The 24,586-nt window shown below is 33.0% G+C and carries 22 protein-coding genes; 7 read left to right on the top strand and 15 right to left on the bottom strand.

What is annotated here, in order from left to right; genetic code table 11:
* Positions 1-13 precede the first annotated feature (13 nt).
* A complete protein-coding gene (locus tag EV196_RS11350) occupies positions 14-1,129 on the bottom strand; it encodes a T9SS-dependent choice-of-anchor J family protein (RefSeq protein WP_132217880.1) in 1,116 nt (371 codons plus the stop codon).
* 153 nt (positions 1,130-1,282) lie between these two features.
* Between EV196_RS11350 and EV196_RS11345 the strand changes: the two genes are divergently transcribed.
* Positions 1,283-2,260, top strand: a complete 978-nt coding sequence (locus EV196_RS11345; RefSeq protein ID WP_132217879.1) for a polyprenyl synthetase family protein — start codon at positions 1,283-1,285, stop codon at positions 2,258-2,260.
* A gap of 48 nt (positions 2,261-2,308) precedes the next feature.
* On the opposite strand, the gene EV196_RS11340 is transcribed toward EV196_RS11345, so the two are convergent.
* Genes EV196_RS11340 through EV196_RS11330 form a run of 3 tightly spaced genes read right to left on the bottom strand, consistent with a single transcriptional unit; the run spans position 2,309 to position 5,685 of the window.
* Positions 2,309-3,283, bottom strand: coding sequence for a transglutaminase family protein (locus EV196_RS11340; protein WP_132217878.1), 975 nt, complete (start codon positions 3,281-3,283; stop codon positions 2,309-2,311).
* A 14-nt stretch (positions 3,284-3,297) separates the two neighbouring features.
* Positions 3,298-4,224, bottom strand: coding sequence for an alpha-E domain-containing protein (locus EV196_RS11335; protein WP_132217877.1), 927 nt, complete (start codon positions 4,222-4,224; stop codon positions 3,298-3,300).
* A gap of 18 nt (positions 4,225-4,242) precedes the next feature.
* Positions 4,243-5,685, bottom strand: coding sequence for a circularly permuted type 2 ATP-grasp protein (locus EV196_RS11330; RefSeq protein WP_132217876.1), 1,443 nt, complete (start codon positions 5,683-5,685; stop codon positions 4,243-4,245).
* Positions 5,686-5,974: 289 nt separating this feature from the next.
* Here EV196_RS11330 and EV196_RS11325 point away from each other — a divergent pair, with 289 nt between their 5' ends.
* From EV196_RS11325 to EV196_RS11315, 3 genes are all read left to right on the top strand, one after another.
* Positions 5,975-6,553, top strand: a complete 579-nt coding sequence (locus EV196_RS11325) for an RNA polymerase sigma factor (protein WP_243652230.1) — start codon at positions 5,975-5,977, stop codon at positions 6,551-6,553.
* On the top strand, positions 6,540-7,283 hold the full coding sequence (locus EV196_RS11320) for a hypothetical protein (RefSeq protein WP_132217875.1): 744 nt from the start codon (positions 6,540-6,542) through the stop codon (positions 7,281-7,283). Before EV196_RS11325 ends, EV196_RS11320 begins: the two co-directional genes overlap by 14 nt.
* Before the next feature lie 100 nt (positions 7,284-7,383).
* The gene (locus tag EV196_RS11315; protein ID WP_132217874.1) at positions 7,384-8,463 is read left to right on the top strand and encodes a hypothetical protein; all 1,080 of its coding nucleotides are present in this window, start codon (positions 7,384-7,386) and stop codon (positions 8,461-8,463) included.
* 139 nt (positions 8,464-8,602) lie between these two features.
* On the opposite strand, the gene EV196_RS11310 is transcribed toward EV196_RS11315, so the two are convergent.
* On the bottom strand, positions 8,603-10,354 hold the full coding sequence (locus EV196_RS11310) for a CotH kinase family protein (protein WP_132217873.1): 1,752 nt from the start codon (positions 10,352-10,354) through the stop codon (positions 8,603-8,605).
* A gap of 152 nt (positions 10,355-10,506) precedes the next feature.
* On the opposite strand from EV196_RS11310, the gene dnaG reads away from it, so the two are divergent.
* Entirely contained in the window at positions 10,507-12,465 is a 1,959-nt protein-coding gene (gene dnaG, locus EV196_RS11305) for a DNA primase (protein ID WP_132217872.1), read from the top strand.
* Here dnaG and EV196_RS11300 read toward each other — a convergent pair.
* A complete protein-coding gene (locus EV196_RS11300; RefSeq protein ID WP_132217871.1) occupies positions 12,460-13,092 on the bottom strand; it encodes a response regulator transcription factor in 633 nt (210 codons plus the stop codon). The genes dnaG and EV196_RS11300 overlap by 6 nt on opposite strands.
* 100 nt (positions 13,093-13,192) lie before the next feature.
* Positions 13,193-13,981, bottom strand: a complete 789-nt coding sequence (gene nadE, locus EV196_RS11295) for an NAD(+) synthase (protein WP_132217870.1) — start codon at positions 13,979-13,981, stop codon at positions 13,193-13,195.
* A 93-nt stretch (positions 13,982-14,074) separates the two neighbouring features.
* Between nadE and gldB the strand changes: the two genes are divergently transcribed.
* Together gldB and gldC are read left to right on the top strand one after the other, a co-directional pair.
* A complete protein-coding gene (gene gldB / locus EV196_RS11290) occupies positions 14,075-15,037 on the top strand; it encodes a gliding motility lipoprotein GldB (protein ID WP_132217869.1) in 963 nt (320 codons plus the stop codon).
* Positions 15,037-15,369: a gliding motility protein GldC gene (gene gldC, locus EV196_RS11285; protein WP_132217868.1), complete on the top strand. Its 333-nt coding sequence runs from the start codon at positions 15,037-15,039 to the stop codon at positions 15,367-15,369. The genes gldB and gldC overlap by 1 nt, the downstream gene beginning before the upstream one ends.
* Positions 15,370-15,379: 10 nt before the next feature.
* Here gldC and EV196_RS11280 read toward each other — a convergent pair whose 3' ends face one another.
* From EV196_RS11280 to purH, 8 genes are all read right to left on the bottom strand, one after another.
* Positions 15,380-16,213: a carboxylesterase family protein gene (locus tag EV196_RS11280; protein ID WP_132217867.1), complete on the bottom strand. Its 834-nt coding sequence runs from the start codon at positions 16,211-16,213 to the stop codon at positions 15,380-15,382.
* Positions 16,214-16,364: 151 nt separating this feature from the next.
* Positions 16,365-16,994: a peptide deformylase gene (gene def / locus EV196_RS11275; RefSeq protein WP_132217866.1), complete on the bottom strand. Its 630-nt coding sequence runs from the start codon at positions 16,992-16,994 to the stop codon at positions 16,365-16,367.
* Positions 16,995-16,999: 5 nt separating this feature from the next.
* Positions 17,000-18,274: a rod shape-determining protein RodA gene (gene rodA / locus EV196_RS11270; RefSeq protein WP_132217865.1), complete on the bottom strand. Its 1,275-nt coding sequence runs from the start codon at positions 18,272-18,274 to the stop codon at positions 17,000-17,002.
* Positions 18,275-18,314: 40 nt separating this feature from the next.
* The gene (mrdA, locus tag EV196_RS11265) at positions 18,315-20,291 is read right to left on the bottom strand and encodes a penicillin-binding protein 2 (RefSeq protein ID WP_132217864.1); all 1,977 of its coding nucleotides are present in this window, start codon (positions 20,289-20,291) and stop codon (positions 18,315-18,317) included.
* Complete coding sequence (locus EV196_RS11260; protein WP_132217863.1) at positions 20,288-20,794, bottom strand: rod shape-determining protein MreD; 507 nt, start codon at positions 20,792-20,794, stop codon at positions 20,288-20,290. Before EV196_RS11260 ends, mrdA begins: the two co-directional genes overlap by 4 nt.
* Positions 20,787-21,611 carry a rod shape-determining protein MreC gene (gene mreC, locus EV196_RS11255; protein WP_132217862.1) on the bottom strand — a complete coding sequence of 275 codons (825 nt, stop codon included), beginning with the start codon at positions 21,609-21,611 and terminating at the stop codon, positions 20,787-20,789. The genes EV196_RS11260 and mreC overlap by 8 nt, the downstream gene beginning before the upstream one ends.
* Positions 21,612-21,622: 11 nt before the next feature.
* Positions 21,623-22,651, bottom strand: coding sequence for a rod shape-determining protein (locus EV196_RS11250; protein WP_132217861.1), 1,029 nt, complete (start codon positions 22,649-22,651; stop codon positions 21,623-21,625).
* 261 nt (positions 22,652-22,912) lie between these two features.
* Positions 22,913-24,445 carry a bifunctional phosphoribosylaminoimidazolecarboxamide formyltransferase/IMP cyclohydrolase gene (gene purH, locus EV196_RS11245; protein WP_132217860.1) on the bottom strand — a complete coding sequence of 511 codons (1,533 nt, stop codon included), beginning with the start codon at positions 24,443-24,445 and terminating at the stop codon, positions 22,913-22,915.
* Positions 24,446-24,586 lie beyond the last annotated feature (141 nt).

Raw genomic sequence — 24,586 nt, 5'->3', positions numbered from 1 at the left:
TGATTTTTAATAACTAATCTTTGATTATTTTGATTGATTGAGATTTATTTTCAGAACTAATATTCATAAAATACATTCCTTTTTTCAACGAAGTTAAATCAACCTTGTTGTTAAAAATTTGTGATTGATTAAAATTCATAATTTTTTGTCCAAGTTGATTCATAATTGAAATGCTCTCAATGGTTTTATTGGTATTGATAGTAACAACACCTTTTACTGGATTTGGGAAAACATGAAACAATTTTAATTGGTCGTCATTAATTGACAAACTTGGGTCTGATTCGGTAGTAAAACTCCATACCGCACTAGGGGTACTTCCCCCAAAATTTACTGCATTTATAGACCAATAATAAGTTGTATTATAGGCCCAATCAAAAATAACACCACCGCCACTATTAAACCCAGAGATCGTTCCTATATTATTGCCTGCAGCATTAGTGCCTAGATTAATATTAAAACTTGTTGCTGGGTCTCCTGTTGTTGCGGCTACCCAAGTAAAAGGAGCAATAAGTAAGTTAGCAGGGTCTGTTGCATCAATGGGGACATTTATGGTGGTGTCTGTGGGAGCTGGGGTAGTAACCGCATCTGGAGCAGAAACGTTTTGGTTTTCCAAATTAATATCATCAATAAACAACGCATCTCCATTGTCTTGAGCCCAGACAAAAGCAATAAAAACACTTTGACCTTCATAAACTGACAAATCAACTTCATGTCTAGAAAATGTTAAAGCAGTTCCATTTGTTACATCTGTTTCGTTTTGAGTGTCTACAATTGTAAAATCTCCATGGGATGTTTGAGAACTTCCTGTAGAAATCCTAATTGTTAATGTAGACCCATAATCATCAATGTAATAATCCGTTTGGTTGAATGTAAGCAAGGAGTTGGTAGATGTAATTGCTATTTGAGGAGAAACCAACCAATCTTCTGCTAGTGTTGCCACATCTTCCCATGCTACAAACATATACCCAAAGGAATTATATTCCCAGTTTTCAACTGTTCCTTCAGAATTTGTCCCAATAAACGTAGACCATGTAGTAGGTAACTCGGTATCAAAATTTTCGGGAAATTGAGCAAAGCTATTAAAACTAAAGGTTAACAATAGTAAAAATAATAAAGTAATTTTTTTCATAAGCTTTGATGTTTTATAGATTAATTTAGTATAATATATAAAATAACGAGCAAGTATTCAAACTTAAAAAGTTAATTGTAAGCAGGTTGTAATTATTTATGCGGTTATTGTATTTTTTTAGTACGTTTGTTGTTATAAAGTGATTTTTTTAATTTGAAAATAGTAGAGCAAATAAAACAACCCATAGGCTATGAAATGGATCTTTTCGAGCAAAAGTTCCTGCTTTCAATGTCTAGTAAGGTGGCATTGCTTAATAGAATTACAACGTATATAGTAAATCGAAAAGGGAAGCAAATGCGACCCATGTTTGTTTTTTTGGTTGCTAAAATGGTGTCGAATGGTGAAGTAAGTGAACGTACTTATAGAGGGGCATCAGTAATTGAACTTATCCATACGGCAACTTTGGTACATGATGATGTGGTTGATGATAGTAATCGTCGCCGTGGATTCTTCTCGGTAAATGCCTTATGGAAAAACAAAATTGCTGTTTTAATAGGCGATTATTTACTGTCTAAAGGATTACTTTTAAGTATTGATAATAATGATTTTGATTTACTTAAAATCATTTCAATTGCGGTACGAGAAATGAGTGAAGGCGAATTACTTCAAATTGAAAAAGCCCGTAAACTTGATATAACCGAAGCTGTTTATTACGAAATTATCCGACAAAAAACAGCCACTTTAATTGCCGCGTGTTGTAGTTTGGGCGCTGCTTCTGTAAAACCAGAATCGCAACATGTAGAAACAATGCGAAAGTTTGGCGAACTTATAGGTATGGCATTTCAAATTAAAGATGATTTATTTGATTATAGCGACGACCAAATAGGGAAACCAACGGGTATCGATATTAAAGAGCAAAAAATGACCTTGCCTTTAATTTATGTGCTAAACCAAGCGGATAAGAAAGATAAAAAGTGGTTAATCAACTCTATTAAAAATCATAATAAGGACGCAAAACGTGTTAAAGAAGTGATCGCTTATGTGAAAAACAATGGTGGTCTAGATTATGCCATTGCAAGAATGAAGCAATTTCAAGAAGAAGCTTTACAATTACTTAAAACATACCCAAATTCTGAATATAGAAATTCACTAGAGTTGATGGTGAATTATGTGATTGATAGAAAAAAATAATGGTTGACTTTTAAAAGCCCAACCATTATTCCATTTTTTTAAATACTGTTATTGCTGTTGCTGCTGGTTTTGATGTTGTTGTTGTTGTTGGTGCTGTATGCGGTCTAAATTACGTTGGTAACTATTGGTTTTAGCATCAGAAAATGTATTTGGAGGCACTACAATGGTTTCTTTGTTTTTTGTTGAACTTATCTCAACTTTCACATACAAATCAGAATCTACTTTTCGTTTAAAAACACCTTTTACAGGAGAGCAATCGGCATAGTTTCTGCCCACTGCTAATCGCACATGGTTTTCATTGGCGATGGCATTGTTTGTTGGATCTACTCCAAACCAGCCGTAAAAAGGGATGTAGGCTTCAATCCAAGCATGGGTAGCGCCTAAACCTCTTGTATTATCTTCTGCAGGGCAAATATACCCGCTAACGTAGCGTGCCGGAATACCAGACATTCTCACCATTTGCAGTAAAATATTAGTAAAATCCTGACAAACGCCTGCTTTTAGTTTCCAAACATCATCTAAGGTAGAATCTACATTAGTAACTCCTACAATGTATTTAAAGTTGTTGTACACATATTCACAAAGTTCTAAAACAGCTTTGTAAGGTGTTTTTTCATTAAGATTTTTAGATGCAATTAAAGCTAAAACATCTTCAGAACCACTAAAAAGAGTTGGTTTTACAAAATCGATAATGTCTGCATCGTATTTTTTAGTTTTTAATTCTTCCCATTGGGTTTTTGAATCTACAGTATCTTCTGGAAATAACTTATCATAAGTTACTACTTCAACATCTGAAGTGATAGTTAATTCATCATGTTGCTCTGTAATTAGAAAAGTACCAACCCTGTTATTGTAAAAATCGTTAAATGATTCTACAAATGGATTGTTTGTAACCGAAATAAAATGAGAATTCACTTTTTGAAAGTCATCATTTATTGGGTAAAGCCTAATTAAATTCGCCCCATCAATTACTTTATTACTATAACTGAATTTTGTAATATGTTTTATATAGAATGTTGCCATGATGTTTTTTATTATCAATTAATGTTAGAAAGGTAAACAGAATTAATATTCATAGATATATTTCTAATATCTTGTTTAATACTTTCAATGTAATTATGCAATCCTTGTTCTTTTATGCTTTCAATGGTGGTATATTTTATGGTGCTTTCTAGCTTTCCTATTAAAAACTCCAAGTTTGTTTTTTCAAGCTCGTTAGCATCAATAAGTTTGGTGATGTACCAGCTTAATTTATTGACGCAATAATAAACAGACCTTGGGAATAATTTTTCTTGAAACACCAATCTAATAACGTGGTCTTCATTGAAAGTAGATTTATGGGTTTTTAAGTATAATTGATACCCGCCAATTGAAAGCAATAAATTTTTCCAATAAAAACTTTTTTCTAAACTATCAGAAGTGTTTCCAATTTCCATAAGTTTAAATTCTGTGAAATCGGATATTTGAATAACACGCTCAAGAAATTTACCAATACTCATAAAGTAATATGATGGTCCGCGTTCTTGCGTAACATCAGATGTTCCGTAGTATATTAAATGGTGTTTTCTTAAATCTTCTAAAAACTGTACAGGGTCTTCTTCCCGAAGTCTTCTAGGTAGATCTTTATCTGTTAAATATAAATAGTAATTGTTGATGCATAGCCACAACTCTCTGGAAATGTGTTCTTGTACACTTCGGGCATTCTCTCTTGCTTTTGTGACAATATTTAGAATGGAGTTTGAATTTTCTATATTAAACACCATGAAATAAATACATTCTATGGCGTCTTCAGTATAAAATTCATTTTCAGAAGTTGTAAAATTTTTAATAATTGGTGTCCATGAAAACAATTCCGGAGAGTCTTGATTTGCTAAAAAATTCACTTTAAGCAAACTTAAAATTCCATTACCGCGCTCCATGTATCGATCCAACCATATTAGGTTGTTAGCTACTCTACTTAACATATATTATTTTTTTCAGAATTATTTTAATACCCATGTGTCTTTACTACCTCCGCCTTGTGAACTGTTAACTACCAACGAGCCTTTTTTAAGAGCAACTCGGGTAAGTCCACCAGGGCAAATATCAATACCATCTTTACCAGCCAAAGCAAAAGGACGTAAATCGATACAACGCGGTGATAATTGTCCATTAATGTAACAAGGTGCTGTTGATAGCCTTAATATTGGTTGTGCGATGAAGTTATCGGGCTTTTTCTTAACGTTGTCCAAATAGTCTTTTATTTCTTCATCTGTTGCTTCATGTCCCATTAGCATACCATATCCACCACTACCATCAGTTTTTTTAATAACCATGTCTTTAATGTTTTTGGTAACATATTCCAACTCGTCTGGTCTACCTAATTGATAAGTTTCAATATTCTTTAAAATAGGTTCCTCATTTAAATAATATTTAATCATATCTGGCACATAAATATATATCGCCTTATCATCGGCAATACCAGTTCCAGGAGCATTTACAATGTTTACATTGCCTTTTCTGTATGCTGCCATAATACCTGCAACACCTAAAACACTTTGTGCGTTAAATTCTAAAGGATCTAAATAATCATCATCAACACGCCTGTAAATTATATCTACTTGCTTTAAGCCATTTGTGGTTTTCATGTAAACGAAGTGGTTTTTTACTACCAAATCAGATCCTTCAACCAATTCAATACCCATTAATCGGGCTAAGGTGGTATGCTCGTAATAAGCCGAATTATAAATACCAGGTGTTAGTAGTACAATGTTAGGATTGTTAAGGTCTGATAGTTCCTTAAGTTTTTTATAAAGCATGTTGGGGTAATTTGATACCGACCGCACATGGTTTTTTGGTAAAATCCCAGGAAATAAACGTTTGGAAATTTCTCGGTTTTCTAACATATAACTAACTCCAGAAGGGGTTCTTAAGTTGTCTTCAAGCACATAAAATTCACCATCATTATTTCTTATCAAATCGACTCCGGAAATGTGTACATATACATCGTATGGTACTTTTACACCCTTCATTTCACGTAGAAAATTTGGACACGAGTAAATTAAGTCAGCAGGAATAAGACCGTCCTTTATAATAAACTGTTCGTTATAAATATCTTTTATAAATAGGTTCAATGCTTTAAGACGTTGCTTAATGCCTGTTTCAATTTTATCCCATTCTGGTGCTGTAATAATTCTGGGAACAATATCGAAAGGGAATATCTTTTCAATACCCTCATTGTCATTATAAACCGTAAAAGTGACCCCTTGACTCATAAATAGCTGTTTAGAAAGGTCTTCTTTCTTAGTGAGTTTTTCTGGGGATGTGTTTTCAAGATATTCAATAAAGCCCTCATATTGAGCTCTGAATTTTTGGCTATCACAGTACATTTCGTCCCAAGTACTAGGGAGCTTGTCGTAAGACGAGAAAAGATGATTGTTATTCATATATTATAAGCTATAAAACCAAATATAATAAATTGATAAAAGATTTTTAATGATTTGCCTGTTTATATGAATTAAATACAGTGTTTATTTCATTTCATTAAAAATAATTCGAAATTTTAATAAGTAAGCTGTTTTTTGCTTATTTAATTGTGTTATAAATAATTTAAGAATAAGCATGTGTTTAAATTAGTGAATTATATTTACTAATGCTTAAATTTTATTTAATAAAATAAATTTAATTCAGGCAACCATTAGTATAAAATAAGCGTCTTTATAAATAGAAGGCTAAATGCAATCATTTTTGAAAGTAATACAACTCCATAAAAACGAATCTGCACTCATAAAAAGTGCTGCCAAAGGCAATCGTGAAGCTCAACATATGTTGTATGAGTTGCATGCACCAAAAATGTTTAGTATTTGTAGGTGTTATATTAAAGATGTTCAACATGCCGAAGAAGCGATGCTTAATGGGTTTTTTAAAGTGTTTACCAATTTAAAAAGTTTTAGGGAAGAAGGTAGTTTTGAAGGTTGGATACGCCGTATCATGGTTAGGGAATCCATTTCGTTTTTAAGGCAGCAAAAAAACATTGAATTTCCTGTTGAAGAAATTGATTTTAAGAATACGCACAACGACGCAATAAATATAGATATTGAAGTTGACCAAATACAACAATTAATTGATGCCCTACCAGAAGGCTATAAAATGGTATTTGTTATGTATGCTATTGAAGGTTATAAACACCATGAAATTGCAACGATGTTGAATATTACCGAAGGCACATCAAAATCGCAATTATTTAAAACACGAAAAATGCTGCAGGAACGCCTAAAGGAATTGAATAAAAACACAGGTTATGGAATCAAATAAATTTGATAATACTATAAAAGAAACGCTAGAAGGAAGAAAATTGCAGCCATCAAATGATGCTTGGGCAAAACTTTCAGAACGTTTAGATCATGAAGAAAAAAATCATACTAAAAAAACCATATGGTGGTTGGGTATAGCGGCGAGTTTAGTGGGTGTTTTCTTTATGGCATTTCAGTTTTTTAATACTGAGGAAGTGAAACCAATAATAGTTGATGCACCAACAGTAAATGAAAAAAACAATAACATTCAAGTAGTCCTTGATGATGTAAAAACTGAAAAAGCGGCAATAAAAGACATTGAAGAAAATGAAGCATTTGAAAAGCTGCCACTAAAAGAAAAGATAAGTTTTCCAAACATTAAAAATTCAATAGCTATAACTAAAGAGAATACCATAATTAAAACAGAAGTCATTATTCAAACAGTTAAAAAAGAAGAAGAAAACTTAAGGTTTGAAGAACAAAAAATACAAGACGTTGTAGCCCAAGTAGAAGCCCTAAAATCGCAAAATTTAGAAGTTACCGATGCTGTTATAGACCAATTGTTACTTCAAGCTCAAAAAGAAATTAGGCTAAAGAAAATGTATAATAGTACTACGGGAATAGTAGATGCCAATATGCTGCTTCAGGAAGTAGAAGCCGATTTAGACCAATCATTCAGAAGTAAAGTATTCGACGCTATAAAAGCAAGTTATAATTCAGTAAAAACGGCAGTAGCACAACGGAATGAGTAGTTTCTAATTTCTGCGAAGGCAGGAATCTCATTAAAAAAAATAAAATTATCATCAATCAAAATCATCTATAAACGTCCCTTAGGGATAAAAACGAACAGTTATGCAAACAATTACTAAGTATTTAGCACTCGTAGTGCTTGGGTTAAGTGTGCAATTCATCAATGCACAAGACAGTATTCCAAATGGGAATAATAAAGATAAAATTGAAGTCTTAAAAAAGCTTAAAGAGCAAATTCAAAATGAAGAACGCAATTTTTTAAAAGCAGAAGTTGAGGCTATTAATTTAAGGTTGGGTAAGAGAGATATTTCAAATGCTGAAGCAGAAATTTTAAAAAAAGAATCTGCTGAAAAACGAGCGCTTAATATAGAAAATCGTTTGGCTATTATTGATAATAAAATAATGCTCATGGAACGCAATGATGAAGGCTATCGTATTAATAATGAAGAGGATTTATCGCGAGTTGGTTTCAGCATAGGTGGCAATGATGATAGTTTTGCATGTGTGAAGATTAACTATAAGAATAAACCAAAAAAATATGATTTACGCACATCAAGTGATTTTGTTTTAGCCTTCGGTTTAAACAATGCTATTATTGCAGGTGAAAAATTAGACGATTCGCCATATAAATTTGGTGGTTCGCGTTTTTTCGAAATAGGTTGGGCGTGGAAAACCCGTGTGTTTAAAGAATCGAACTTTATGCGTTTAAAATATGGGTATTCCTTTCAGTTTAATGGTTTGAAACCAACCGATAATCAATACTTTGTTCAAGATGGAAACCAAACCACTTTAGAAACATTTCCTGAAAATCTTAAAAAGTCGAAATTGACAATAACTAATTTAGTGTTTCCTGTACATTTTGAATTCGGTCCATCCAAAAAAATAGAAAAAGACACTTATTTTAGGTACTCAACCGATAATCAATTTAAAATAGGACTTGGTGGTTATGGCGGATTTAACATAGGCACACGCCAAAAATTAAAATATGAATTAGATGGTGACCGAAAAAAAGATAAGCAAAAACAAAGCTTTAATACTAGTGATTTGGTTTACGGTTTAAGTGGCTACATAGCTTTTGATGAGGTTGCGTTGTATGTTAAATACGATTTATCACCTGTTTTTAAAGATCAAGCCATAAAACAAAATAATATATCCATTGGTTTACGGTTTGATATGGATTAGTCAACTTATTTAAAGTTAAAAAAGCTTCTGTAATTGGAAGCTTTTTTGTTTTCGTTTAAGGAGTTTGCGTGTATGAAAAGAAGAGCCTTCGATTTATTATTAAATCGGCTGTTTTTTTACAAGGCTTGATGGGAGTTTGTTATTTACTTAATATTATTTTTCGAATTTCAGTATGTTCTTTATTTTCTAATTTTATAAAATAAATTCCACTATTTAGATTTCCTAAAGAAATGGTGTTATTTGATTTGCTAATCAGTTCATGTTGAACTACCTGTCCTAAATAGTTGTACACAGAAACTTTGTAATCATGTAAAAATTCTGTGTTTATAAAAATTAAATCATCTGTAGGATTTGGGTGAATTTTAATCAATTCATTATTAAAAGTACTTTGGTTTATGGAAAGGGGAATACAGTTTTCTGTAAGTTTTACATCTAAATAAATTAATCTGTTAGTTATCCAAGCAGACATATAATTTAAATCAGTATTATTATAAGTATAACTTGTCCAAGCCAAATTCTCCCTATCATATATGCCATTAACTTTTAAATAATCGTGATTTGAAGTAAATAAAGACATTAAGGAATCGTGTGTAATAACGGTTGAGCGTAATAAAAGCCATTTGTTTTTTAATCTCTCTTTAAAGCCGTTTGGACTACAATCATAAATTAATCTGTTATAAAATCCGTTAGATAGTAAGTCATTCGTAGTGTTGTCGTTTGTGCCATTCCAAATGGTTCCAAAGGAGCCATCCAAATCCCAAGGCACATAGAAGTAATTGTCATTTGTGTTATATTTAGCTATATAAATATTTTTACCTGTATTATCTGTGGCTCTTAATAGATTAAGAAAAATGTAATAATCTACTAAGTTGTCAATCTCAAATCGATCTTTATATTCGTCAAAGAAATTTCCATTAGATGAATTTATAATAAAGTCAACTAATCCATGCAAATTAGACCAATCAACCTCTTCATCAGGATGTTTATATTCAAAACCACTCCAAGCCAACAAATTGTTGTTATAAGTAGGGATAGAAGTAAAGGTACTTGCTCCCCATGAAACACCTTTATATAACTCTCCTCTAATAATACCATTATGTTTTTTAAGTTTCAATTGTTTTCTGCTAACCTTTTCCCCTAAACAATAAACACCTCTGTATTCATTATTAAGAAAAAGTTCAATGTATTTCATTCTTATACCATTTATGGCTTCTGGTTCTTGGTTTTGGTAATGAAGTGTGTTAATCTTACGCCATAAGTCATTGTTTGTTTTACTTCTTATCCGTAAAGGTTCGTTGTACATTGCTTGCAAATTCCAATCATCATTGTTTGCCATACCTAATAAATTATAGTCCTCTGTTTCAGCGCCTGTAGAGTCAGTCCAAAATTCAATTTCCATCGATTTTTTAGCCAAGGATTGAGACCATCCCCCTCTGTACTGTATTCCTATATTCGATTCTAGGAAATTTTGATTAGTTTCTATCATTTTAAAATACGCCAAAACATTTGGGTCATCAACTATAGTATTATCCGAGAAAATACTAATAATTGGTAATTCTGAAAAATACAGTGCAAAATTTGAGTTTTGAGATGGAATATGAATTGTATAAACTGTTCCTATTTCTATATTAACTGGTGGAATTGTAAATTCACATAGTTCATTGAGTAAAATATGGGTTTTGGAATTTGGCCAAGTTGAATTTATTGTAGTAACATCCATATTTGTAATAACAATACCCTTATTTATATCAATAAAATATTGATTCTGATTAATTTGGATTATGTCATTTGCATTTATAATATTAGTTAAAAGCAAAGTGAAAATGAGTGTAAATGTTTTTTTTAATAGTCTAATTTTACTTGTTACTTTGGTTTCTTTATAATGACGCATTACTTAAACGTATTAAATTACTTCGGTATTATATATCTTTTATTAAACGAATTTAATTCTTTTTTCCCACAAAGCCAACCTTCTGATGCTTCTTAATTTCAAAAATCAATACTTTATAATTACATTTACATTCTAAAAATAATTCTTCATAATTGATATCAGCAGCATCCATAGATTTAGTTTTTGAAACCGCTCGGGTTGAGGAGGTTATTGGCGATTTTGTACAACTCAAAAAATCGGGCAGTAACTTTAAAGGCTTGAGTCCGTTTAGCGAAGAGCGTTCTCCAAGTTTCATGGTATCTCCAGTTAAACAAATATGGAAAGATTTTTCAACAGGAAAGGGAGGGACTGCGGTGTCGTTTTTAATGGAACACGAACATTTTACCTATCCTGAGGCGATAAAATACTTAGCAAAAAAGTATAATATTGAGATAGAAGAAACCGAGCAAAGTAACGAACAAAAGGAAAAAGCGAGCGAACGCGAAAGTTTGTATTTGGTAAGTGAGTTTGCAAACACGTATTTTCAAAAAATACTGCATAAAACCGATCAAGGAAAATCTATAGGTTTAAGTTATTTTAAAGAACGTGGTTTTACTGAAGAAACTATTAAGAAATTCGATTTAGGCTATTCCTTAAATGAATGGCAAGCCTTTACAGATGAGGCATTAAAACAAGGTTATAACATCGATTTTTTAGAAAAAACAGGACTTACCATTGTAAAAGACGATAAGCGCTTCGATAGGTTTAAAGGGCGCGTTATGTTTCCTATAAAAAGTATGAGCGGTCGTGTTTTGGGTTTTGGTGGACGTATTTTAATTACTGATAAAAAAGCCGCTAAATATGTAAACTCACCCGAAAGTGATATTTACCACAAAAGTAATGTGCTTTACGGCATTCATCATGCTAAACAAAGCATTGCCAAAGAAGATAATTGTTTTTTGGTTGAAGGCTATACCGATGTGATTCAGTTTCACCAAACAGGCATTACAAATGTGGTTTCTTCTTCTGGAACTGCTTTAACTTCAGAACAAATTCGATTAATAAATCGTCTCACAAAAAACATCACCGTGCTTTTTGATGGTGATGCTGCTGGTATGCGTGCATCGCTTCGTGGTATCGATTTAATTTTGGAACAAGGAATGAATGTGAAAGTTTGTACGTTCCCTGAAGGTGAAGATCCTGATAGTTTTGCAAAACAAAATACCTTGGAAGAACTTTCTTCTTATTTAAATGAAAATGCTAAAGATTTTATTCAGTTTAAAGCCTCTATTTTATTTGAAGAGTCTAAAAACGACCCGATAAAAAAAGCAGATACGGTTCGAGATATTGTAAATAGTATTTCGAAAATTCCAGATCGTATTAAAAAGGAAATCTATATTCAGGAATGTGCCCGAATTATGGATATTAGTGAGGAAGTATTGTTTAGTACCTTGGCTCAAATTAATAAAAAGGAATTCCAAGAAGAAAACAAACAGTTTAAAACCGAACAAAAGGCATTTGATGTTATTAAGCACGAGCGCCCTGTTGAAAAAGTAGATGTTCAATATTTGTTAGAACGTAAAATAATTGAAGCCTTATTGCTTTATGGAAATAGAACTGAAGATTTTGAAGATTTGGTTTTAAAAGAAAACGATAAAAAGGAATTGGTTTTAGAACCTGTAATTCACCAAGCAAAGGTGTTTGAAAAAATATTTTTAGATCTTCAGGATGATGAAATGCAATTTACTAATCCGCAATTTAAAAGCTTGTACTATACCATTATTGATACTTTAAATCAAAATCCAGAGTTCGAACTTAAAAATTTCATTAATTCAGTAGATGCTGAAATGGGTAATGAAATCACTCATATTTTAATGGAGGATGAGCGCTATGCGTTAGATAATTGGCAGCGTATGAATATTTTTCCCAAGGAAAAAACACATAGTGTTGCCCAATTGGTAAGCGAAACCATATTAAGTCTTCGCTGTTTTTTAATAGACCAAAAGGTTAAGGAATTTCAGCAAGAAACGCTACAAAACAAAATAGACACGAATAGAAATATACTTGAAGAAGTAAAAGACTATTCGGGTCTAAAAATGTTGTTGTCTAGAAAACTGAATCGTGTTTTATAACATCGATTCGTTGAGTTTTGCTTGACTAACTAAATCAACTAAATTAGTCACTTTTAATTTACGCATTAAACGTGCTTTGTAAGTACTAACTGTTTTTTCGTTGATGTTAAGTTCTTTTGAAATTTCTTTGTTTTTTCTACCAATAGTTAGAAGTTTTAAAACTTCTGCTTCTCTAGTTGATAGTTTTTTGTAAAACGATCCGCCTTTATTAACTCTGTTTCCAAAAGCTAATTGTTGCGTTAAATCGTTGCTTAAATAAATACCGCCATCGTTCACTTTCAAAATAGCTTCGTTGATGGTAATAACGTTAACTGATTTGTGAATGTAACCATGTGCACCAGCTTTAATGGCGTTTACGGCATACACTTCTTCTGGTTGTGCGCTAAGAATAATAGTTTTAACGTCTGGATAGTCATTTTTTAAATAACGTAAAACGGTTAAACCATTAAGCTTAGGTAGGTCAGCTTCAGTTAAAATAATGTCTACAGGATTTTTTTTGATATACTCTAAAATGGCTTCGCCATTATCAACACTTGCAACAATTTTAATGTTTGAAGATGCTGAAAAAAGTACTTCTAGTCCTTTCCTGGTAATAGGGTGGTTGTCTGCTATCAATAATTTTATCATAATGTTTTAAGCCTACTTTTATATTAAGTTAGAGGTTTAATGAAAGTTGAGAGAATAGGCTTGCCGTAAAAGTAGTAAACTTTTAAACAATTTGCAAGAATCACATCATATTGTTGGGAATTTCGCAAACAGGTATCGGAATCATCTTGTGTTTATTGGCGTTATTAAAGCGTTTATAGATTTTAAAAGCTATTTGTTCCCTCCCTGAAAAGTCTTCTGCATGTTTGCCAGCTTCGTCCATTTTCATGGCCCATTCCAATTCTGGGTACGATGCGCCTATTTGGTCTTCATCACTTCTCGCATCTCCAAAAAGGCCGTCGCTTGGTTGTGCTTTCATAATAGATTCTGGTACGTTTAAGTAAGCCCCTAATTCATATACTTCAGATTTTAGTAAATCTGCAATGGGGCTTAAATCTACGCCACCATCTCCGTATTTGGTGTAAAAACCAACACCAAAATCTTCTACTTTATTACCAGTACCTGCTACTAGCAATTTATATAAACCAGCGTAATAGTAAAGGGTTGTCATGCGTAAACGGGCTCGGGTGTTTGCCAGCGCCATATCAACAGTGGCTTGGTCGCCATCAAAAAACACTTCACTTTTAAAGCTTTCAAAAATAGGTGTTAAATCGGTTCTGGTATCACTTACGTTATCAAAGCGTTTTTTTAGTTGTTTAATATGCTCCTGTGCTCGGGTTACATGGCTTTCAGCTTGATGAATTGGCATTTCAATACATAATACATTTAAACCTGTTTTGGCACATAATGTAGATGTTACAGCCGAATCTATACCACCCGAAATTCCAATAACAAAACCATTAACACCTGCTTTGGTGGCGTAATCTTTTAACCAATCAACTATATGATTTATAACTTTTTCTGTTTGCATTTTTAAATGAATTTAATTCCAAGAATTGTACCTTTGCTAACAAAAATAAACGAAACACTCTATTAATAAAAATTTATGACGTTTAAGTTTTATATGAAGCAAGTATTAATTTTCTTAAGCATAATACTTATGGCTTTTTCTTGTAAAAATGAGAGTGGGTTAGAAAATGATATTGCTAAGATTAATTTAGATGCAAAAATTGAACGTTTTGATTTGTTATTTGCTGAAATTAATAATGAAAATCTACCTAAATTAAAGCAAGCATATCCATTTATGTTTTCAGAAAAGTATCCAGATTCTTTTTGGATTGAAAAATCGCAAGATACCTTGCAAAAACAATTATTTAAAGAGGTTGAAAAAACGTTTTTAAATATGGATGAAACCGAATTGGAAATAGAATCCTTATTCAATCATTTAAAATATTATTTTCCAGAGTTTCATACGCCGAGAATTATCACTACAACAAGCGATGTAGATTATAGAAGTCGCGTCATAGTAACCGATACCATTGCTGTTATTGCGTTAGATACTTATTTAGGAAGCAACCACGAATTTTACGAAAATATCCCCAAATATTTAAGGGAAGATTTAAAGAAAGAACGAATAGTAGTCGATTTAGCTACTGAATATGCTAAAAAATATATCTATCAACAGCCAAATAAAATGTTTTTAGACGAACTTATTTATTTTGGTAAGGAACTTTATTTTAAGGATGTAATTATTCCGTTTAAAACCGAAGCGGAACGCATTGGGTACACCAAAGAACAACTAGATTGGGCCACATCTAACGAAAATTATATTTGGCGCTATTTTGTAGAACGAGAACTATTATATAGTACCGATGCCAAATTAGCTGGTAGGTTTATTACCCCAGCGCCTTTTTCTAAATTTTATTTAGAAGATATTGATACCGAATCGCCAGGGCGTTTAGGACAATACATAGGGTGGCAAATTGTGAGGGCGTATATGGAGAACAATGACGTGTCGTTAAAAGATATGTTGATAAAAAGTCCGGAGGAAATTTTTAATAATTCAAAGTTTAAACCAAGAAAATAATGTCGAATATTACATCTAAAATAGAGTTAACCGTCGAGCTTGATGCTAATAGAGTGCCAGAGAAATTACATTGGACCGCCCAAGATGGTGGTATTAGCAACGAAGAAGCTAAAGCAATGATGTTGGCAGTTTGGGATTCTAAAACTCAAGAAACTTTGCGTATCGATTTATGGACAAAAGATATGCCCGTAGATGAAATGAAAGTATTTTTCCATCAAACACTCGTAGCAATGAGCGATACATTTAACAGAGCGACGCAAGATGAAAAAATGACAGCAACCATGAAAGATTTCTGCGACTATTTTGCTGAAAAATTGGAGATTAAAAAGTGATTTTTATTGGTTATTTTTCATGTAATAACATCCAATCGAAAATACTCATGTTAAAAGCGTCATAATCACTACTTTCTGTACCCATACCTGTACCATCGAAAGTTCTAGTGTCTGAGTTGTGAGCTACACCAGGGTAAATAGTTACCTTAGCTTTTGTACTAGGGTTTGCAGCATTGATAGCGCTTACCATATCTAAAGATCGACTTGTTGGCACCGAAGTGTCACTATCACCATGAAATGCCCAAACAGCAACCGATGTATATTGGCTGCCAGAGCCCGTGTCTCCACCGCCCGCAATAGGAACAATTGCTGTTGCGTAAGAATCGGCTCCATATTTAGAAATATAAGTGAAGCAGCCATAAGCACCTAAGCTATAGCCAGTAAGGTAAATTCTGTTTGTGTTGATATTGTAATTATCAATTATGTATTTAATAAAATTATGTACATCATCTGCATTCCAACTTCCAGATGTTAGCTGTGGAGAGGCAACAATCATAGGGTATTTTGGAGACCATTTTTTTTGTTCAATCAGACTAGGAAGCCCGGTATAGAATACATTTTTTAAAACATCTGCGTTATTTTGGCTATTGCCTACTTGTCCAGATCCATGTAAAAATATTAGTAAAGGATAATCTGGTGAATTACTATTATAATCACTTGGAGTGTAAATATAATGTCCATAAATAGCGTTCGTACTTCCAAGAACATTTGCTGTTTGTTCTCCGCCAGTATCTACAGGTAAGTTTTCTAAATCATTTTGATTGACGATGTTGTCATCTTTATCTTCACTACAATTCAAGAACAATAAACTAAAAAACAGGCTTAAGTAAACGAGATTTTTCATAAGTAGGTATTTGGGTCTGACCAAAATACGTAATAAACGTTAGTTTGGATGCTAAAACATAATGTTTCTTACAAATTTTGTACTTTAACGATGTTTTTATGTTGTAAAAACAACTCTGAGACTATTTTCTTGGGAATCGGATCTAAAAAATTTATTCCTTAGCTTCTTTTATTTCTTTTTGAAGATGGTCCAGATACAAAATGCCATTTAAATGGTCTATTTCATGCTGAAAAATAACCGATGTAAAACCTTCAACCGTTTCGGTTTTGTGTTCAGCTTCCATAGTATCGTATTCTATTGAAATTGAAAAAGAACGTGTGTTTAATGTTTCTGTTCTGTTGGGAATGGATAGGCATCCTTCTCTAAAAGTTTGTTTTTCATCAGAATAAGTTTTAATCACAGGATTTAAATACACTTCAAAAGGGAAGTTTTCTTTATCAAACCGTTGTACCCAAATAATGTTTTTTAAAACTCCTACTTGCGGTGCCGCAATGCCAACACCTAAAGAAATACTATCTCTAACTGTGGCATAAAGTCGATTAACAAACCTTTGTAAAACAAGGTCGTTTGGGTTTGCTTTTATGTACTGACTTTTAGTTCTGAGTAGTAAAGAATCTTGTCTGTTTGTTATTTTGAGAACACGCATGGGTGTTAAAGAATCGGAATTCATTATGAGTTCAGATTGTTCAACAGTAAAAGAATTTTTCAGTATACTTTTTGAACCGTAACACGATGAAAGTATGATAGTAATACCTATTAAAAGGAAAACGTTTTTCTTCATCAAACTTACCATTGGTTAATCCTATCGGAATCTAACTTAACAAAAATAAATAATAAGATGGCGAACCCCCAAAGTCCAGAGCCTCCATAACTAAACATGGGTAAAGGAATACCAATAGTTGGAATTACGCCCATAACCATACCAATATTTATGAAAAAGTGCATAAAAAATATAGAGGCAACCGCATAGCCATACATACGGCTAAATTGCGAGCGTTGTAATTCGGCTAGATGCAGAATACGAAGAAACAATAATATAAAAACTATGACGACACCGGCACTTCCAACAAATCCCCATTCTTCACCAACGGTGCTAAAAATATAATCGGTGTGTTGTTCGGGTACAAACTTTCCGGTGGTACGGGTACCTTCTAAAAAACCTTTTCCTGTTAATCCGCCCGAGCTAATGGCTTTTTCAGATTCGTTTAAATTATAAGCGATGGTTTTTTTCATGCGCTCTAGTTTTACAGGATCTTTTTCAAGACTTAGCCAAATGGTAATTCGATCTTTTTGATGGAAAGGCAAAATGTTGTCGTAAAAATAACGAATACCGAAAGAAACTAAAATACTAACTAAAATGATAGAAATTGGTTGAATTAAAATCGGCTTTCTTCTTCTAGTAAAATGATAACCCAAAACCAGAACGGTAATTATAGTAGATGTTATGATGACCCCGAATTTTAAGGAACATAAACTAATAAAAATTATCATGAACAAGATAATTAAATAAATGGGCGATAATCCTTCTCTATATAATACAAAAATAAAACTACCATATACTAAGGTACTACCGGCATCTTTTTGAAGTAATACCAAAATAGCTGGAATAGCGATAATGCCAAAAACGTAAATTTGGTCTTTTAGTCTGTTAATATCGGTGTTTAAATCACTTACATATTTGGCAACGGCGAGGGCTGTGGCGGCTTTTGCAAACTCACTGGGTTGCAACGTCATGCCGCCAATACCATACCAAGATGTGGCACCGTTAACGCTTTTCCCAAAAACAAATAAGCCCACCAGCGATAACATGGAAACGATGTATATTACACTGGCAAAGCGTTCATAGAACTTGGATTCTATTGCTAAAATAAGGACTATAAGCCCTATGGTCATAAAGATAAACATGAGTTGTTTTCCATAGGGTTGCGAAAAATCAAAGTAATTTATGGTATCTCCTGAATGTGAAGCCGACACTATATTTAACCATCCAAAACCCACTAGGATGAAGAATAGGATAATTGTTAACCAATCAAATTTATAATATCTACCTGCTTCTACCATTGTTTTTTGTTCAACTGGTTATAAAATTTGTTAATGTTGTTTATAAATTAGCACCTTGGTTTTTCTTTATATCCTCAGGGTTTCTTGACTTACTATTTATTTTGTTCAATAGTTCTTTGAGCTCTAGGTATTCTGGTTCGCTAATAGGGTCTAAAGTTGAATTTCTGTTAATTCCAAAAGGTTCTCCAGAATATGGTTTAGCATACTCATGTTCTAAAGAATATCTTAAAACCCAGTTTTCCAGATCTGGTCTGGTAATTGTATCGTTTATATATTTTTCAACCATTAAACTGGCTATTTTACCGGCAAATCTAGCACCAAAATATCCATTTTCAACAAATATGGCCAATGCTATTTTTGGGTTGTCTTTAGGGGCAAAAGCTATAAAAATAGAATGGTCTGTAAGTTGCATGCGTTCACCATTAATTTTTATAAAGTTTTCAGCAGTACCTGTTTTTCCACAAATTTCAATACCCTTTACTTGTACACCTGCCGCAGTACCGTGGTTGTAAACATCAAACATACCCTGTACAATAGGCTCAAAATGTTCTTTGTTTATAGTGGTGTGGTTTGGTGTTGTGTACTTCGCATCAATAGTATGGCCTTCAATATGTTTTATGATATGGGGCGTGAAGTAGTAACCCCGGTTAGCAATAGCTGCTGTCATATTTGCTAATTGAATGGGTGTTGTTAATACCTCACCTTGTCCAATAGCGTTTGACAAGTTAAAGGTGCTTCCCCATCTATGTTCACCATAAAGTTGGTCGTATGTTTTGCTGTTTGGAATTTTTCCAGGTTGTCCAACCGATAAATCATTATTTAAATAATTGCCTAAACCAAAACTCTTAACATGGTTACTCCATATATCCATACCCACCGCAGGATCCTTTGTCTTATCAATAATTCTTCGGTACACATTAGCAAAATAGGCATTACAAGAATTGTAAATACCACCATTCATATTTAACGGACTTGCATGTGAATGGCATCCCATTTTTCGGCCGCCGTAACTGTACCCGTGGTTACAGGAAAAACGATCTTCGGTGGTTACCACTCCTTCCTGTAAGCCAATAAGCGCATTTAAAATTTTAAATGGCGACCCAGGCGGGTACATGGCTTGAAGGCCTCTGTCATATAAAGGCTTGTTAATACTATCGTTATATAATTTTGAGAAATTTACAGATCGTTGACGGCCCACTAATAAATTAGGATTGTAGGTAGGTGTAGAAACCATCGCTAAAATTTCGCCACTACTAGGTTCTATGGCAATAATACCACCATGTTTGTTTTGCATAAGCAGCTCGCCGTAGGCTTGTAACTTGGCATCAATTGTAATGGTAATATCGCTACCAGGTTTGGGTAGGGTATCATAAATGCCGTCCTTATACGGGCCTAAATCTCTGTTAAATCTATCTTTTTGAATAAATTTAATACCTTTTACACCACGTAATGTTTTTTCGTATGATGTTTCAATACCCTGTTTTCCAATAAGGTCGCCCATTTTATAATAAGGATCTCGGGCAATAATAGCATCATTCACCTCACCAATATCACCTAAAACATTGGCGCCAATGGAAGTTTCGTAATGTCTTAAAGAACGTTTCTGAATATAAAAACCTTCGAATTTTCGCATTTTTTCTTGTAAACTAGCATAATCTTCTTTGGATAAATGCGGAATAAAAACGGAAGGCAACCAAGGGGAATAATGATATGCTTTTTCAAAAATTTCTTTGAATCTGGACTTTTCAATTTTTAATAGTTTACAAAACTCTAAAGTATCTAAAGGTTTAACTTCGCGCGGAATAAACATAACATCGTACGACGGTTGGTTTGAAACCAATAACTCACCGTTCCTGTCAAAAACAAAACCACGTTTGGGGTAGTCATAAACTTTTCTAATAGCATTGTCTTCATACAAATCTAGAATGCCACCTTCATGGATTTGTAAATAAAAAAGTCTGGATATAAATATAAGCCCAACAGCAGCTATGGCACCAACAAGTAAGAATCTTCTCATTTAGTTTTTTTACTAAAAATAATGGTTACTATTAAGATTAATAAAATAGTAAAAATACTTGAGAATAACGTTTTTTGAAGCACTAATATTATTTGTGAAACGCTAAACATTTCTAAAAAGAATAACATAAAGTGATGCAACAACGTGAGTATGGTTAAATAGGTTAGTTTTTCGCCGAATTCAACGGTGTTAAATTTAATGGTTTGATGGTCGTAAATCATACCAAAAGAAAATTTTAATATCAATGGTCTTACATAAGCAATGAATACACAAGCTGCTGCATGAATACCTCCAGTATCTGAAAATACATCGATTGTTAATCCTATGAAGAAACTTAAAAAAATAATAATAAAGCGGTTGTTTTTTACAGGGAACAACGCAATAAACATAATGTAGATATACGGGTTAATGTAGCCCAAAAAATTAATATGATTAAACAAGACCACTTGTAAAAAAACCAATGATATAAAACGCGCAATATGTAAAAACACAGAGTTATTCATCGGTGTTTTTATTTAGTAATGAGTCAATTTCAGCGGTATCAATGTTCTCAATGGTATAAACATGTTCAAGATTGGTCATATCATTAAACAGTTTAATGTTTATTTCATAATAGTTTTCGGCAGCATCTAACTTAAAATCATTTATAATCCCTATAGGTATGCCTTTAGGGAATATGGATGATCTTCCCGATGTAATAATAGTATCCCCTTTTACTATGGGTGCTATTTTGGGAATATCTGTTAATTGAATAAAATTTGGTGATTTAGCATCCCAATAAAGCGTACCAAAATGGTTTGTTTTTTTTAGTTGTGCACTAATTTTATTTATGGTATTCAGCACCGAAATAACGGTTGCATAGTGTTTGCTAGTACCATCAATAATACCTACAATACCTTTGGAACTTATAACGCCTAAATCTTGTTTCAAACCATCGTTTTTTCCTCGGTTTAAAAGTAGGACGTTGTTGGTGCCAGAATAGGTGTTCCTAATAACGTTTGCTAACGTAAATTTATAGGTGCCATTGTAACTAACGGTATCTAAATAAGTAGAATCTTTTTTGCTTTCAGAATTAAAAAGCAGCATTTTTAAACGGCTATTTTCTTCAGCCAATACTTGGTTTTGAGATTTCAAACTTAAATAACCCGTAAAATTATTAATGGAATTGTAAATACCTCCCGTTAAAAAATTGGCAGAATTAATAAACCTACTTTTATGGTAAGAATGTGTTTGAATGGTAAAAACCATAGAAATAGAAAACAGCAACAAGGACAACAAAAAGTTTTTGTTTCTTATTATAAAATTAATAATTTGTTGCATGTTCTATAAGCCTATTTAATCAAGACGCTTTTGTATTTGGCTAAATTTTTAAGGGTTATCCCAGTGCCTCTTACTACCGCTCTTAAAGGGTCTTCTGCTATATAAACCGGAAGGTCTGTTTTTTGTGACAAACGTTTGTCCAATCCACGTAGCATAGAACCACCACCAGCTAAATAAATACCGGTATTGTATATATCCGCAGCCAATTCTGGAGGTGTTTGCGATAAGGTTTCCATAACCGCATCTTCAATACGTAAAATAGATTTATCTAACGCTTTCGCAATTTCTCTAAAAGAAATAGATACTTGCTTAGGTTTACCAGTCAATAAATCACGCCCTTGAACGCTCATATCTTCTGGAGGTAAATCTAAATCTTCGGTAGCAGCACCAATCTGAATTTTTATTTTTTCAGCAGTACGCTCACCTACATAAAGGTTATGTTGTGTACGCATGTAATAAACAATATCGTTCGTAAAAACGTCACCTGCAATTTTAACCGATTTATCACATACAATACCACCTAGTGCAATCACCGCAATTTCGGTAGTACCACCACCTATATCCACCACCATATTTCCTTTAGGTTGCATAATATCAACACCAATACCAATAGCCGCAGCCATAGGTTCGTGTATTAAATATACTTCTTTACCGTTTACACGCTCCGCACTTTCTTTTACAGCACGCATCTCAACTTCTGTAATACCCGATGGAATACAAACTACCATACGAAGCGCAGGTGTAAAGAACTTCTTTTTTAAGGCAGGTATGTTTTTAATAAACATACTTATCATTTGTTCCGAAGCATCAAAATCGGCAATAACACCATCTTTTAATGGGCGAATGGTTTTAATATTTTCATGCGTTTTTCCCTGCATCAAACTTGCCTCTTGACCGACGGCAATAATTTTACCAGAAATTCTATCGCGAGCAACAATGGAAGGGGCATCAACCACAACCTTGTCGTTATGTATAATAAGTGTATTTGCAGTACCTAAATCTATTGCAATTTCTTCGGTTAAGAAGTCAAAAAAGCCCATAAGCTATAAATGATATTAGAGGTTTAATAAACGGATTCCGTAAATGTAATAAAAGTTAATAAATATTTTAATGTTTCATAGAACTCTTATTTTTATAAAAGTCACTAGTCAATTCTTTTTATGCATTTTAGCGATTATATTTAGGGCGTTACCCTATCGGGTCGGGCTTTGCGTTACAAGTCCTCGCTCGTGCCTCGCTGTGGGCTTTCCACTTCAATCCCTAACGCGAAACAATTACAATTAGTAATTAACAATTAAAAATTAATGTTTAAAATGGCGTGTGCCTGTCATCACCATAGCCACACCGTTTTCATTGCAATAATCAATACTCAATTGGTCTTTAATAGAACCACCTGGTTGAATAACCGCCGTTATACCTGCATTTTTTGCAATTTCAACACAATCTGGAAACGGAAAAAACGCATCACTCGCCATAACCGCACCGTTTAAATCGAAATTAAAGGTTTTTGCTTTGTGGATAGCTTGTTCTAAAGCATCAACACGACTGGTTTGTCCTGTTCCGCTAGCTAATAATTTTTTGTTTTTCACTAAAACGATCGTATTCGATTTGGTGTGCTTACAAATTTTTGAAGCAAATATTAAATCGTCCAAATCGTTTTGAGATGGTTTAGTGTTAGTAACGTATGTTAAACCTTCAATAGTGTCTGTAACGTTATTTCTGTCTTGAACTAAAACGCCATTCAAACAACTTCTTACGTTGGTTTGTGGTAATTCAACATCATTTAAAATTAAGATGATTCTATTTTTCTTTCCTTTTAGTATTTCTAAAGCTTCCGCATTGTATGAAGGAGCAATAACAACTTCACAAAATAAACTACTAATTTCTTCAGCAGTAGCTTTGTCAATTTCTGTATTACTAATTAAAACGCCACCAAAAGCAGAAACAGGATCTCCTGCTAAAGCATCAACATACGCTTGGTGGATAGTGTTGTTTTGTGCAAAACCACAAGCGTTATTGTGTTTTAATATAGCAAATGTTGGAGTTTCACCTTTAAACTCGTTAATTAAGTTTACAGCAGCATCAACATCTAATAAATTATTGTAACTTAATTCTTTACCGTTCAATTTAGTGAACATGGCATCAAAATCGCCAAAGAAAAATCCTTTTTGGTGTGGGTTTTCACCGTAACGCAATATGTTTCCGTTGGTTTCGCTAATTTTTAAAACGGTTTCTTCATTGTTTCTGTTGAAGTAATTAAAAATAGCAGTGTCATAATGCGATGATACATTAAACGCTTTTCCAGCAAAACGCTTTCTGTTTTCTTCTGAGATGCTTCCGTTGTTTTCTGAAATTAAACTTAAAAACTCAGCATAATCATCAACCGAAGCTACACAAATAACATCGGCAAAGTTTTTAGCGGCAGCTCTAATTAAAGAAATGCCACCTATGTCAATTTTTTCAATAATATCTTGAGCGCTGGCACCAGAAGCTACTGTTTTTTCAAACGGATATAAATCTACAATAACCACATCAATTTGAGGGATTTCAAAAGATTCCATTTCAGCAACATCACCAGCATGGTTTTGTCTGTTTAAAATACCTCCAAATACTTTAGGGTGTAATGTTTTTACACGACCACCAAGTATAGATGGGTACGACGTAACTTCTTCTACAGGAACCACATCAATGCCTAAATCGTTAATAAATGTTTCAGTACCACCAGTGGAATAAATGGTTACACCTTGCTCGTTTAGTTTTCTAACAATTGGTTCTAATCCATCTTTACTAAAAACGGAAATTAATGCAGATTTTACTGTTTTTTCGTTGCTCATTTTTTAAATCTAAATTTGAAGTTGCAAAAGTAGTTATTTCAACTAATATACAAGTGTTTATAAAGCAAAAAACGAGATGATTTTTTAAGTAAATCTGATTTTTTTTATGAAGTGTTTTAAAATCCCCAAAAAACAAATTCC

It is taken from the genome of Mariniflexile fucanivorans, assembly GCF_004341235.1.
GTDB classification, from domain to species: Bacteria; Bacteroidota; Bacteroidia; order Flavobacteriales; family Flavobacteriaceae; genus Mariniflexile; species Mariniflexile fucanivorans.
This window is presented reverse-complemented; position numbering and strand designations above follow the sequence as displayed.

Coding starts and splice junctions, on each gene's coding strand:
- EV196_RS11350 (WP_132217880.1), bottom strand. CDS start 1,129: ATGAAAAAAATTACTTTATTATTTTTACTATTGTTAACCTTTAGTTTT.
- EV196_RS11340 (WP_132217878.1), bottom strand. CDS start 3,283: ATGGCAACATTCTATATAAAACATATTACAAAATTCAGTTATAGTAAT.
- EV196_RS11335 (WP_132217877.1), bottom strand. CDS start 4,224: ATGTTAAGTAGAGTAGCTAACAACCTAATATGGTTGGATCGATACATG.
- EV196_RS11330 (WP_132217876.1), bottom strand. CDS start 5,685: ATGAATAACAATCATCTTTTCTCGTCTTACGACAAGCTCCCTAGTACT.
- EV196_RS11325 (WP_243652230.1), top strand. CDS start 5,975: ATGCAATCATTTTTGAAAGTAATACAACTCCATAAAAACGAATCTGCA.
- EV196_RS11320 (WP_132217875.1), top strand. CDS start 6,540: ATGGAATCAAATAAATTTGATAATACTATAAAAGAAACGCTAGAAGGA.
- EV196_RS11315 (WP_132217874.1), top strand. CDS start 7,384: ATGCAAACAATTACTAAGTATTTAGCACTCGTAGTGCTTGGGTTAAGT.
- EV196_RS11310 (WP_132217873.1), bottom strand. CDS start 10,354: ATGCGTCATTATAAAGAAACCAAAGTAACAAGTAAAATTAGACTATTA.
- EV196_RS11300 (WP_132217871.1), bottom strand. CDS start 13,092: ATGATAAAATTATTGATAGCAGACAACCACCCTATTACCAGGAAAGGA.
- nadE (WP_132217870.1), bottom strand. CDS start 13,981: ATGCAAACAGAAAAAGTTATAAATCATATAGTTGATTGGTTAAAAGAT.
- gldB (WP_132217869.1), top strand. CDS start 14,075: ATGAAGCAAGTATTAATTTTCTTAAGCATAATACTTATGGCTTTTTCT.
- gldC (WP_132217868.1), top strand. CDS start 15,037: ATGTCGAATATTACATCTAAAATAGAGTTAACCGTCGAGCTTGATGCT.
- EV196_RS11280 (WP_132217867.1), bottom strand. CDS start 16,213: ATGAAAAATCTCGTTTACTTAAGCCTGTTTTTTAGTTTATTGTTCTTG.
- def (WP_132217866.1), bottom strand. CDS start 16,994: ATGAAGAAAAACGTTTTCCTTTTAATAGGTATTACTATCATACTTTCA.
- rodA (WP_132217865.1), bottom strand. CDS start 18,274: ATGGTAGAAGCAGGTAGATATTATAAATTTGATTGGTTAACAATTATC.
- mrdA (WP_132217864.1), bottom strand. CDS start 20,291: ATGAGAAGATTCTTACTTGTTGGTGCCATAGCTGCTGTTGGGCTTATA.
- EV196_RS11260 (WP_132217863.1), bottom strand. CDS start 20,794: ATGAATAACTCTGTGTTTTTACATATTGCGCGTTTTATATCATTGGTT.
- mreC (WP_132217862.1), bottom strand. CDS start 21,611: ATGCAACAAATTATTAATTTTATAATAAGAAACAAAAACTTTTTGTTG.
- EV196_RS11250 (WP_132217861.1), bottom strand. CDS start 22,651: ATGGGCTTTTTTGACTTCTTAACCGAAGAAATTGCAATAGATTTAGGT.
- purH (WP_132217860.1), bottom strand. CDS start 24,445: ATGAGCAACGAAAAAACAGTAAAATCTGCATTAATTTCCGTTTTTAGT.